Below are 12,990 nucleotides of genomic sequence, written 5' to 3' on the forward strand. Positions count from 1 at the left end.
GGATAGCTCTGTGCAACCATCCTCGACCCCTGAATCGACAACCGCAGACGGGGCCGGAGTGACGGCGGCCGACCTTTTCGGCTCCCCCCGTCTGGCTCTTCGCGCGCGGTTGCTGGCCGGGATCAAGGCCGGGGCGGGGGCGGGGCTGGACCTGCTGGCCGAACGGCTGCTCCGGATGGAACCTGTGCATGCGGATGACCTGCTTGTCGTTGCCACGGTTCAATTCGTGCAAGGCAAGGTGGAAACGGCGCGCAGCCTGCTGGACTGCGCCCTGTCCCTGTCACCCCGTCACCTGATGGTGGCCTGCACGCTGGCCCGGCTTGGCGTGCTGACCCCGGATGTGGTGGCGGCCCTGGCATGGCACGCGGAAACGAGTGATCAGGCGCATGAGATGCTGTTGGCCCATGTCGCCGCCACGGGCCGGCCCGCCTGTTTCATCCGCCAGCGTCAGCTCCATTGCGCGGTGGCGCCGGGTGGACGGCAGCTTCGTATGACATGGCAGCATCTGGTGGTCCGGCAGGACGACCTGCCGGCGTCCGACAAGGTGCAATCATGGCCGCTGCCCCTGCCGGAGGCGCTGCTGGGGCCGGTTGATCCCGTGGTGGCGGTGGATGGTGTGCCGGTGCAGTCGGGCCTGGCCGCCGGCCGCTGGCTGCGTCCGCCGCGCCTGTCGGGCCTGGTCGAAATCACTGACGATGGGCATTATCAGGCGCGCGTGCTGGATATGGCCTGCCCGGAGCGTCCTGTCGCCGTTCTGATCATGGAGGGAGACCGGGTGGTCGGCCGCCATGTCAGCGTGCCGCCGGATGGGGCGGTCATGCTGGATGTGCTTGATGCGCCCATCCTCTCTTTCCAGCTTCCCGCGGGTGCGGGGCGGGTACGGCTTCTGTTCGAGTTGACGGGGGAGCCTCTGTCCCTGCCGCCGGCCACGCCACGGGCAGGTGCCGCCGAAGATGGGACCGTGGATGTGATCGTGCCCGTCCATGGCGACCGGGCGGCGACGCAGGCCTGCTTTGATGCCTTGCTGGGCTGCGATCCTGGCTGGCCCATGCGCATCGTGGCCATTGATGACAGGGGTCCCGACCCGGAGATCGGGCAATTCCTGGATGACCTGGCCCGGCAGGGGCGGATCGTTCTGCGCCGTAATCCCGGCAATCTGGGTTTTGTGCGCAGCGTGAATATCGGCATGGCCCTGCATCCGGACCGGGATGTCGTGCTGTTGAACGCGGATACCTGTGTTTCGGCTGGCTGGCTGGGTCGGTTGCGCGCCGCCGCCCTGGGCTCGGACCGGACGGGGACGGCCACGCCCTGGTCCAATGATGCGACCATCTGTTCCTATCCGCTGGCCAATGCGCCGACCCCGCTTGCCGACATCGATGTGGAGGAGTTGGACGACGTGGCCCGGACGGCGTTGGCCGGCCGGACGATGGAGGTGCCGACCGGGGTGGGCTTCTGCCTCTATATAAGGCGCGCCTGTCTGGACCAGACCGGCTGGTTCGATGCGGAAGCGTTCGGTGCCGGTTATGGCGAGGAGAATGATTTCTGCCTGCGCGCTACGGCGCAGGGCTGGCGCCATGTCATCGCCCTGGACACCTTTGTCGGGCATGTGGGCGGCGGGTCCTTCGGGGCGGCCAAGCAGGCGCGGATCAATGCCGCGCTTGCCGTGCTGGCCACACGCTATCCGGATTATGAGGCGGAGGTGCATCGCTTCATCGCGGCCGACCCGCTGGGCCCGGCCCGCCGGTTGCTGGACAGGGCCCGTTTGCTGGCGGATGGTGTGCCCCGCCCCGTGCTGCTGGTCTGTGCCGAACTGGGCGGTGGAACGGAACGTTTCCTGCGGGAGCGGATCGCAATGCTGGCGGCACCCGTCCTGCTTCTGCGGCCGGTGGGCGGTGGGCGGGATGGCTGCGTGCGGCTGTGCCTGGAGGTGCCCGACCGGCTGGAACTGAACAACCTGTCCTATGGTGATGACGGGGACGGCCTGGCCGCCTTGCACGAGGACCTGATCCGGTTCGGGGTGCGGGAGATGGAACTGCACCATCCCCGCCTGCTGCGCGTCGGGCTGCTGCAGGAACTGGCCACCTGGTTTCCCTATCGCGCCCATATCCATGATTATAGCTGGATCTGTCCGCGTATCACGCTGACGGCGGACAAGGATCGCTATTGCGGCGAACCGCCGGTGGACCGGTGCGAGATCTGCGTCGGCAGGTTCGGCGACGAATTGGGTATCGGTGACATGGCTGTCGTGGAATGGCGGCAGGCGATGGCGTCGGTGCTGGCCGGTGCCGGTCAGGTCGGCTGCTCCACCCGTGACACGGCCGTCCGGATGCACCGTTACATACCGGCGGCGCGGTACGAGGTGGCACCGGCGGAGAAGCCGGCCCTGCCGCCGGCACCCGTGCTGCCCACGCGCCGGGCGCGAGGGGAGGGGGTGCGCATCGTCGTTCCCGGCGCCATCGGCCCACCCAAGGGGTACCAGCTTTTGCTGGATTGCGCGCGGGACGCGCGGCAGCGTGGCCTGCCATTGACCTTCCAGATACTGGGATACAGCCTGGATGACGAGGAACTGTGCCAGACCGGGCATATTGTCGTCACCGGCCGTTATGCGGAGGCGGAGGTGCCGTCACTGCTGGCATTGCTGCGACCGCATCTGGCGTTCCTGCCCTCGACATGGCCGGAAACCTGGTGCTACGCCCTGACCCACGTCATGTCTGCCGGTCTGCCGGTCGTGGCGTTCGACCTGGGGGCGCAGGCGGAGCGGCTGCGTGCCTGGGGCCGCGGCGCCCTGCTGCCGCCGGCTTTGCCCCCTGCCGCCATCAACGACGCCTTGCTGTCGCTGGTTGTTGAAGGGTAAAGCGGCAACCGCCGCCGCGCCGCACACGCGGCGTGCCCACGCCCACGGATGTGGGCGCCGGTGCCAAGCCCACGGATGTGGGCGCCGGCGATTGAGGCCGGTGATCGGTTGCGATCACCGGGATTTGGGTTCAGGTCTGGCGCGGCAGGATGGGCAAGGCCTGATACCCAAGGCCTGATACCCAAGGACCCAAACGCAAAACGGCCTGCCAGGCGGAACCACCTGGCAGGCCGGTATCATGATGGAGAGGGCAGCAGGAGGGGGCAATCGGCCGGCCAGGACCAATTGCCGCGCGCCCTACTTGGCGGTGAACCAGTTGATACTCACACCCGTCAGCCCGACCACCGTGATGGTGGAGCCGTCGGGCAGGGTCAGGACGGTGTTGCCACCAGAAACCTGCGCATTGCTGATGAGGGCACCCAGATCCAGCGAGCCGGACCCGAAATTGGTGCTGGTGAAGGCGAGCGTGTCCTGCGTGGGGTCGAAGCCGATGATGGTGTCGTTGCCGTCGCCGGGGCTGTAGATGAAGATATCCTTGCCGGCACCGCCGACCAATGTATCGTTCCCCGACTCCCCGATAATGTAACTGCCGCCGGAGCCGGCAACGATGCTGTCGGCGCCAGCACCACCGCCCAGCGTGCTCATGCCGCTGCCGCCGATGATCGTGTCGTTACCGGCGCCGCCATTGACAATCGAGTCCCCGCCCGACCGCACGACATCGTTGCCGGCACCGCCGAGTACGGAATCATTTCCCGTTCCGGTCAGGATGGTCATGCCGCTGCCGTTGCTGGAACCGACGATGAACTGCGAACCGAAATCACCAACCACGCTCGTGGTATTCTGCCCGCCAAAGAAGGCCGTAACATTGTTATTGCCGGTGTTCGTCAGGATCACGTTCGTGACGCTGCTGTCGGCGACGATGTTGGTGAGCACGCCCGTGGAGCCCGGGGCCGGCGAACCGCCATCCACCAGAGTTACAATATTGGCGCCGCCGCTTACCGCCTGGTTGATCACCTGGGTGGTCGTAATGGTGCCAACCGTCACAGCGCCGGTAAGCGATGTCGGTGAAGCCGTGACCTGCGCAATGGTCGACGCCAGCGAAGGGCCGGCATTGCTGTAGATGGTGTTCAGAACGGACAACTCGATCTCGTTCAGGCCAACGAAGGCGACGGTCTGGCCACCCGGCAACGTTGTCATCGCACCCCTCCGACGAAAGTGACAGTCTCTCGACGGCCAGTGAGCATTTCAGCTCCGATCCGTCCCCCCGGGTCGATGACCCTCAGTCTGTTAAAATTATCATCTCCCGCATCAGTCGGCAACAGGCCTTTATTGTGACAAACTAAATTAGCCGAAGTTCTGTATAGTAATTGAAGAAAGTCTTGTCGATTGTGTTTCTTGATTGTGTGTAAAGCCGGCAATAAATAATATCCAAGGAACGCTTATGCAAGGGTAGTGATGCGGGGGTATGGAGGGACGAAATATCTGCCTCGCCACGTATTCAAGATGCGTCGCCTGAATATTTTCAGGTTCCGGATATGTCGACAAGGCTTGGTTGAGCGTTCCGGAGAAGGTGGGCGCCGAGGCAGGGCAGTGACGGGTGTTAAACTCTTCAAAGGCCTGGCCGCTGGTCGGCCGCGTTACTCATCCCGCGTCCCACGGGAAGGACCAAAGCCGGCCAAGCGCTCTCGTTACATCACTCCCGGCTCTGCCAACGGGAGAAACTTTGTCTTTATTTTTATGCAATCCCCATCAATACACCCGACCTCGCATCGAATATTCGAGATGGTCGACGATCATACTGCTGTCATAGTCGGAGACGGTAGCCAGCAGCGGTTCCCAATGATGCAGATATGGCACACCCATGGGATTATGCTGGAGAAGGTCGCGCTTGATGAAGGGGCAGCGCAATTCGGCCAGGAGATAGTCCCAGAAGAAGTGGGTCTGATTGAGCGGAACACCATCGCGCAGGCATTGCGACATGCGGGACAGGTACTGCCAGCGAACCTTGTCATCCGCCGAATCAGGCCGGGCCAGATAGGTCTCGATCCGCCCCGTGATGTCGCGCACCGTGCCGCGATAGGGGAACAAGGCCCGCGCCCGCACGCCATGGCGCTGGAAATACTGGGTCAGGCCGATCTCGCCCGCGCGCACCACCCAATATTTGCGCCGGAAATAGGGGAGCCGCCCCCAGAAGCGCTTGAAACTGGCGTGCCGCAGGGCCGCCGGATGGAACAGCAGGAAATAGCTTTGCAGATGGAACCGCCGGTCCCAGCAATCGGTGATGCCCCAGATGTCGGCACCGGCAGCCGGCATGCGGTCGATGATGCCGGACAGGTCCTGCAACGGGCCATACATGCTGTCATTGGTGATGAGCAGCATATCCAGTGCCAGCAGGTCGGGGACCTGGGCGATGCCATCCTTGAAGGCCCCGAAATCATACCCGACATTGGACCGCCAGAGGATCCGTGCCGTCAGCGGTATGAGCTTTTCCACGCTTTCCGTGGGGAAGCGCGGCGAATTGCTGGTGAAGATCGTGGTGAAGCCGGCCTTGGCCAGTTCCTCCAGATAATGGACGACATAGCGATGGATCAGGCCCTTCGGATCGAAATGGTTGAACACGACGACACGCCGCGCCCCTTCCAGGGCCTGTTCACCCGTCCATTTGCGCCGGATGTAGCTGGGTCCCGTCGGCTTGATCGCGTAGGTGATGCCGAAATCAACAACATTCCGCACGCCGCCCCATAGCCGTTCAATATACTTGATGGTTTTCATGGCGTTATCGATCTTCGGAAAAATGTCAAAGCGGCGCGCTTCGTTAATCTACAGGCTCCGTTGTTAACAAACTCGCGAACCATCCACAATCGGTAATGACAGGGCCGATGGGCAGCGGCCCATGGTCCGGCCGCTGCCCATCGGCCGCGCTGGGGTCAGGGCTCCCGCATACCTTCCATCGTATTGACCATGACGCGGTCGAGCAGGAAGGACATGATGGAACGCTGACCCACGACGATGTCGGCCTGCAGCGGCATGCCGGGCACCAGGCGCACATCCTCCGGCACGTTGTGCAACTCGACGGCTTTGATATCGGCGCGCACCTTGTAGTAGCGCTCCGGCGCCACGGTGCCGTCGTCACGCTTGGTGAAGCTGTCCTCGCTGATCGATCGCACCTCGGCCACCACGGTGCCGTGCCGCGTGAACTGATAGGCGTTCAGCTTGACCTGCACCTCATCGCCGACCTTCACGAAGCCCTGGTCCATGCCGGCAACGTCCGCCTCGACCTCCAGCGTGGCATTGCTGGGCATCAGGCTGACCAGCACCTCGCCGGAGGGGACGACGGAGCCGCTGCCGACATCGGCGACACTGACCACGGTCGCATCGGCCATGGCCCGCAATTCCACGAGGTCTCGTCGGTATTCCGCCTTCGACAGGTCATCTTCCACCTGCGACAGCTCGGTCCGCCGGGCGACCAGTTCGGTCGTCAGCTTCGACCGCCATTCCTGCTGATAGGCTTCCCGCTCCGCCTGCAGGCTCTCCAGCTCGTGCCGCGAGGTGGTGACCTGCTGCTCACTGTTGGACAGGTTGCGGGCGATCTCCGCCTTGGTGTCCTGGGCGATCAGGACGTTCAGGCGGCTGCCCACCTCCTTGCGCGCCAGTTCGGAGCGCATATCCTCGATCTCGCTGCTGACCTTCAGGCGCGCGCGGTAATGCTCTGCATCGCGCAGGCCGCTGGCGATCTGGCCCCTGGCGGCCAGGATACGCTGGTCATAGACATCCAGGCGGGCCTGACGCTCGGCGATGCGGGCCTGCCAGATGGAATATTCGGTGCGCAGGGTCTCGTTGTCCTCGGCCGGTTCGGGCAGTGTGGCCCCCGCCTGTTCCGCCTCCAGCCGGGCCACCTTGGCCCGCAGGGCGTCGCGGTTGGACAGCAGCTTGGACACGTCCGCCGTCGACAGGGTCGGGTCCAGCGTCACCAGCAGGTCGCCGCGCGCCACGACATCCCCCGGTCGCACATGCACCTCGCGCATCACCGACGATTCCAGCGGCTGCACCAGAAGGGTCGGCGTGCGGGAGACCAGCCGGCCATTGGCGGACACAATCCGGTCCAGCTGCAGCACGGAGGCGGCGACGATGGCCGTGACCAGCATGGCCACCAGCACATGCACCGTCCGCCGCACGCGCGACGGATAGGGCGCGCCCGTGATCTCGGCCATATGTGACTGGAAGTCGTTGATATCCTGATCGGCGGCAGCGGCCCGCGGATCAGGACGCAGGACCAGTGATCGACCGTTCATGGCTGCTTGCTCCGGAAGGCGGCTGGGTGCGGTTCTGCTGGAACCATAGGTCACGATAGATGGCGCAACGGTCGAGCAGTTCATCGTGCCGGCCGATATCCACGACGCGCCCGCGATCCATGACGATGATCTGGTCGCAATCCACCAGCGATGCCAGACGGTGGGAGATGACGACCATCGTCCGGCCCTGGGCGATATGGCGCAGGTTGTTGTTGACGATGGCTTCGCTTTCGGGGTCCAGGGCGCTGGTCGCCTCGTCCAGGATCAGGATCGGCGGATCGACCAGCAGGGCGCGGGCGATGGCCAGGCGCTGGCGCTGGCCGCCGGACAGGTTGCTGGCCCCTTCGGTCAGGATCGTGTCATAGCCCTGCGGCAGGCGCTCGATGAATTCCTCCGCACCGGCCAGGCGCGCGGCCTCGATCACGTCCTCGAACGTGGCGTCGGGTCGCGCGATGCCGATATTCTCGCGGATCGTGCCCGTGAACAGGAAATTGTCCTGCAGCACGACGCCCAGATTGGCGCGCAGATGCGAGATGTCCATCTGCCGCAGGTCGGTACCGTCGATCTTGATGAGACCGTCATAATCCTGATGCAGGCCCTGGAGCATGCGGGTGATCGTGGTCTTGCCGGACCCGCTGCGGCCCATGACGCCCGTGACGCTGCCCGGCGGCAGGCTGAAGGTCACCCGGTCGAGCGCGAAGCTCTGCGCACCGGGATAGCGGAAACGCACTTCATCGAACAGGATGCTGCCCGTGAAGCGTGGCCGCAGCCCGTGGGTGGCGCGCGTGTCTTCCGCCGGGATGTTGACCAGCGAGGCCACCTGGTTCAGCGCGCCGCGCACCTCTTCCAGCGACTGGAGCAGGCCGGCGATCTGGACGAAGGGCTGGATGACGCGCGAGGCCAGCATGGTGAAGGCGATCAGCGCCCCCACCACCACGGCCCCGGATTCCGCCGTCAGGGCAAGATAGCAGCCCAGCAGCAGCGTACCGGCATAGATCAGCTTTTCCAGCGGCTGGAGGATGGTCTGGGGCAGGTTGGCCAGGAAACCCATGTCGCGGTGGGCCAGCACGGCGGCCGATGCGGCATCATCCCATTGATGCCGGCGCCGGCCTTCCAGCGCCAGGGTCTTGATGGTCCGCATGCCATGTATGGTTTCGATCAGCAGCGATCCCTTGCGCTGCTCGGCCCGGACCACCCGGCCATGGGCCCGTCCGATGGCCGGGATGAAAAGCACGATCGTGATGAACATCAGCACGGCGATGCCAAGCACGAAAAAGGTCAACTGCGCGTTCAGATAGAACATCACCGGCAGCAGGATGAACAGAACCATGCTGTCCAGCAGCGCGGTGAACAATTGTCCCGTCAGGAAGGAACGGATGCGGCTCGCCTCCTGGATCTTGTGCATGATCGTGCCCGTGCTCTGGCTTTCAAACACGGTTACGGGCAGGCCGAGCAGGCGGTCGAAGATGTAGCTGCTGATCCGCGCGTCGATGCGCGCCGTTCCTTCCGCCACCAGCCATCGCCGCAGATAGCCGAAGGCGGTGTCGAACAGGATCAGGAACGCCATGCCCACCGCCAGCACGAACAGCGTCGACATGCGCTGATGCACCAGGATGCGGTTGAGGACGATGAAATAGAGGAACGGCGGCACCAGCGCGAACACGGACATGGCCAGGGCGCAGAAGCCGACATCGCGGAAGATGCGCTTGTCCCTGGCCACCTGCTGGAAAAGCCAGCGCAGGCTGAAATCGCTGCTGTCCTCCGCCGTGCCCTGCTTGCGCTTGAACAGGATGATCTCGCCGTCCCAGATCTCCGAAAGGCCGATCATGTCGTAGGGCTGGGGCTGGGACCCTTCCATCGGGTGGCGCAGCATGATCAGCGGCGGATTTCCCCTGGGCTGCACCATCAGGAGAATACGTGCCGTGCCGTCACGCAGGCGCAGAAGCGCCGGTATCGCATGGCCAAGGCGCAGGAGATGCTCGAATCGCATCTTCGTCGCCTTGGCCTTCAGGCCGGCCTTGTCGGCAGCCGCGACGATGACGGAGGGGCGAACCTCCCCGTCCTCGCGCACATATTGCCGGACGAGGTTTTCCCGCGACAGGTGCAGGCCATGGTATCGGGCGATGTAGCGCAAGCCCTCCAGCATGGAATGGCTGCCGGTCGCCATTTCGGCCGTGTCCTCCTGCGCGCCACCTAACTCCGCCTGCACCATTCGGTTCCTTCCCGGGCACCCGCCAATTTCGCGAAAGCGAAGGTGGCGGGTTCGACGCGACGGTGTCAAGCGTGCTGGTCGGCGCCGGGCGGGGACCAGACCCGGCGGATCAGCCTGACAGGCCGCGCAGCCGCGTCATTTCGTCCAGGATGGCCCCGGCCCGGGAGGCCAGGCCCCTGTCCTCCTCATCATTCAGGTCATGGGCCTGGAAATGATGGTCGGGCCGCCAGCGGCTGGTGCTGTCCCCGCTCATCGTCGCCCGGCCGCGGCTGCGCTTGCGCTGCCATTCGGCCTGCGATTTCGTGAAATAATGGTTGATCACCAGCCGCGCGGCATCCGGCACGGCGTGATGGTCGGTATGCCCCTGGCTGCCGCCGATGCGGCCGAACTCGTCGACCAGGCTGCCTTCCGTGATCCGCGGGGTATGGATGTCGGGCCGCGCCACCAGCCGGGCCTGGACGATTGTCTTGACCTGGCTGTTCAGGGGATGGGCCGCCGGTGCGCGTCGCGTGAAGCGGCGGACGACGAGATCGTCCGTCGCCGTTTCATGCCCGTTGGACCCGAACAGACGCCAGGGCACCAGCAGCCCCGCCGCCTTGTCGACATCGCGCAGGATGTCGGGCACGGTTTCCCCCCGCAACGGGTTCAGGAACTCATCGGCATCGATGAAGGCGACCCAGCGGCTCCGGCCGTCCAGGCGGGCCAGCCCGGCGATATAGGCGGGGCACTGCACCGCGACATGGGGAATGTCCGGCCAGGGGACATGGTCCACGATCCCGGCGCGGGCCAGCCCGGCCAGCAGCGCCGTGGTTCCGTCGTCGCTGCCATTGTCGAACAGCACGAAATGCTCCACCCCGACCAGCCGGTGGTGGGCGATCCATTCCAGCAGGTAGGGCGCCTCGTTACGGACGATGGCGCAGACCGACAATGTCAGCGGCGTCGGGTTGGCGGGCGGTGCCACGGGCCGGAAGGCCAGGCTGGGCAGGTCCATGTCGACCGGCGTGCCCGTCAGCGGCAGCCCGTCCTCCCCCGTCAGCACCAGCCGGACGCGGCGGCCGTCCAGCAGCGCCATGGGCAGACGCACGAAGAAGGCATGGTGGCCGGAGCCGATGCCGGCGGCCTCCAGGTCGGGGCGATGCTGGTCGGCGATGCCTTCCGCCACCGGCACGCCATCCATCAGAACCCGGACGCGGGCCGGCCGGTCCGGATTGGCCCTGTCCCACGCCCAGCCGCAGACATCGCGGCCGACCACACAATCGAAATGCCCCTGAATCATGCCGGCTGCCCCCAGCGGCGGCGGGGCGGCACGGCCAGTCCCGAGAAGGGGGCACCGTCCAGGTTGAGATTGGGGCTGTAATAGGGGTCCATGGCCGTGATGCGGGCCCAGCGCTGTCGCATGTAAAGTGCCTCTTTCATCGCCCGTGCCTGTTTTTCCGGCGTACTGTCCTGCCCCCGGCTGACGCTTTCATAGTGGAACAGTTCGATATGCGGGGTCCAGACGATCTGCCGGTCCCGCTCGCGCAGCCGCAGGCAGAAATCCACATCATTGAAGGCCACGGGCAGGTTTGCCGCGTCGAACCCGCCCGTGTCCAGGAATTCCTGCCGGTGGCAGAACAGGCAGGCGGCCGTCACGGCGCTGTAATTGCCGGCCACCCGCGTGCGGTGGAAATAGCCCGCATCATCGACATGCACATGCTGGAAGGCGTTTTCCGCCAGCCCGCCCGTGCCAGCCACGATGCCGCCATGCTGGATCATGCCGTTGGCAAAGCGCAGCCGCGCCCCTACGGCCCCCACCTCTGGCCGGGCCAGCAGGCCGACCGCCACCTGCAGCCAGTCCGGCGTGATCAGTTCGACATCGTTGTTGATGAAGCCGACAATGTCGCCCGACGCCACGGCCGCGGCCTTGTTGTTCATGTCGGCATAATTGAACGGCGCGTCATAGGACAGCCGCTCGAAACGGCCCTGCCGCTCGCCGTCGGCCAGCCATGCCAGGGTTTCCGGATCCCGGCTCTGATTGTCGATGATGATGATCTCGAATCGGTCGTAGCTTGTCAGCCGGATGATGCTGTCCACGGCGGTGCGCAACAGGTCCAGCCGGTCACGGGTGGGGATGATCAGGCTGACCAGCGGCGCGTCCGCCGGCGGTGGCCAGTCGACCCGGCGCAGGCCGCAGGCCGGATCGATCACGCGCAGGCGGGCGCTTTCCCCGCTACGGGCCCCGCTGGGGGTCCCGGTGCGGGCTGCCAGATGGGCCGCGACCATGCCCGCCACATCCTGGCCGACCGGGCCGGCCTGCGCGGTGGCCAGCGTGCAGACCACCTCCGGCAGATGGCGGATGCCGGCCGGATCGCAGGCCAGCAGGGCGGCCGTGCGGGCGCCGGCCAGGGTCCGGTTGCCGGCCGCCGGCACCATCGCATCCTCGCGGATCAGCGTCAGGCCGCGCGTGTAATCCTGCGCCAAGCAGAGATCATAGCTCCAGTCCGGGCGGAACCAGGGCAGGAGCGTGCCATCCACGACGGCCTGGGCATCGGCATAGAGGATGGCCGGCTGCCAGCGCGCGACGGCGCGCAGGGCCCGTTCCAGCCCGCCGGGCAGCAGCCGCACCCCCTCGTCCAGCAGCGCCAGATAGACGGGGCCGTCGCCGGCCCGCAGGCGCAGTCCCGCCTCCCGCAGGCCCGGCCGGTCATCGGCGAAGGCGGCCGGCGGAGGCTGGGTGCCGCCGGCCGCCGCCTGTGCCCGGTACCAGTCCGGATAATAGGCGAAGCCCAGCGATTGCGGGACCAGCATTTCCATCTGTTCCAGATAGCTGTCCAGCAGGCGCGCGGTGGCTGTCAAGTCGGAGCCGGGCTGCGGCAGGGCGGCCATCAGCCGGCCCAGCAGCGGCCGGCCGCCATCGGAAAGCCCGATGAAGCGGATGGGACTGCCCGACAGCGGGCCTTCCCCCTCCACGGCCACCTCGACATCGTGCTCGACCCCGTCCAGCGTCCAGTAGGGCATGCGCAGGTTGAAGGCGTGGTCGCCCTCCCCGATACCGGCATTGACAAGGTCGCCGCGGGTCAGGTCGGCGCGGCAGCTTGCCACGACCCGGCCGTCGATGCTGGCCGTCACCACCGGATGGCTGTCGGGGGCGGACGGCCGCCAGCACCAGCCCTGGATCACCGTGCCCAGCACATTGTCCACATGGCCCTGCACGCCGCCGCCCTCGCAAGCCGCCGTTTCCGCCATCTCCGTGTCGCCATCGGCCTGTTTCAGGTCCGCCTCGGTGAACAGGACGGTGCCGCTGCCCACCTCCACCACGCGGAACGGGGCCCAGGGGGACAGGTGGGCCCGCAGCCGGAAGCCGCAGCGCCCGTCGCCATGACCGGCACCGGCCACGTCGGACCGGTCCAGGTTGGCCAGGCCGGCGGCGATCGGCTCGCCATCCACCTCCACCGCCAGCAGCAGGCGCCGCCCAGGCGCGGCGCGGTCGAAGGCCCAGCCGATCAGGGTCTGGTTCTCATAGGTTTCCAGATAGCCGAGGATCTGCATCAACAAACGGTTCCCGGAACAGGGGAGAGGAGGCGGGACGGTGGCGGTCCCGGGCGGCACCCGGGCGATGGCCCATAGCTTTAGCAGATCGTGGCCGGTAGTGG

7 protein-coding genes are annotated in these 12,990 nt (G+C 66.0%); 1 reads left to right on the forward strand and 6 read right to left on the reverse strand.

Translation table 11 applies throughout. The features are described 5' to 3' along the window. Positions 1 to 58: 58 nt before the first annotated feature. The gene (locus ABC728_RS01470; protein ID WP_445376306.1) at positions 59 to 2,854 is read left to right on the forward strand and encodes a glycosyltransferase; all 2,796 of its coding nucleotides are present in this window, start codon (positions 59 to 61) and stop codon (positions 2,852 to 2,854) included. Positions 2,855 to 3,151: 297 nt separating this feature from the next. Here the strand turns inward: ABC728_RS01470 and ABC728_RS01475 are convergent, their stop codons facing one another. The 6 genes from ABC728_RS01475 to ABC728_RS01500 all read right to left on the reverse strand — a co-directional run bounded on the left by ABC728_RS01475 (position 3,152) and on the right by ABC728_RS01500 (position 12,886). Further along, entirely contained in the window at positions 3,152 to 4,051 is a 900-nt protein-coding gene (locus ABC728_RS01475; protein ID WP_416618653.1) for a calcium-binding protein, read from the reverse strand. Positions 4,052 to 4,603: 552 nt separating this feature from the next. Beyond that, positions 4,604 to 5,626, reverse strand: coding sequence for a rhamnan synthesis F family protein (locus ABC728_RS01480; protein WP_416618652.1), 1,023 nt, complete (start codon positions 5,624 to 5,626; stop codon positions 4,604 to 4,606). Positions 5,627 to 5,781: 155 nt separating this feature from the next. Continuing rightward, positions 5,782 to 7,146, reverse strand: a complete 1,365-nt coding sequence (locus ABC728_RS01485) for an HlyD family type I secretion periplasmic adaptor subunit (RefSeq protein WP_416618651.1) — start codon at positions 7,144 to 7,146, stop codon at positions 5,782 to 5,784. Next, positions 7,115 to 9,358 carry a peptidase domain-containing ABC transporter gene (locus ABC728_RS01490; RefSeq protein WP_416618650.1) on the reverse strand — a complete coding sequence of 748 codons (2,244 nt, stop codon included), beginning with the start codon at positions 9,356 to 9,358 and terminating at the stop codon, positions 7,115 to 7,117. Before ABC728_RS01490 ends, ABC728_RS01485 begins: the two co-directional genes overlap by 32 nt. A gap of 109 nt (positions 9,359 to 9,467) precedes the next feature. Continuing rightward, positions 9,468 to 10,634 carry a glycosyltransferase family 2 protein gene (locus ABC728_RS01495; RefSeq protein ID WP_416618649.1) on the reverse strand — a complete coding sequence of 389 codons (1,167 nt, stop codon included), beginning with the start codon at positions 10,632 to 10,634 and terminating at the stop codon, positions 9,468 to 9,470. Further along, positions 10,631 to 12,886: a glycosyltransferase family 2 protein gene (locus ABC728_RS01500; RefSeq protein WP_416618819.1), complete on the reverse strand. Its 2,256-nt coding sequence runs from the start codon at positions 12,884 to 12,886 to the stop codon at positions 10,631 to 10,633. The genes ABC728_RS01495 and ABC728_RS01500 overlap by 4 nt, the downstream gene beginning before the upstream one ends. Positions 12,887 to 12,990: the final 104 nt, after the last annotated feature.

It is taken from the genome of Niveispirillum fermenti (genome assembly GCF_052474395.1).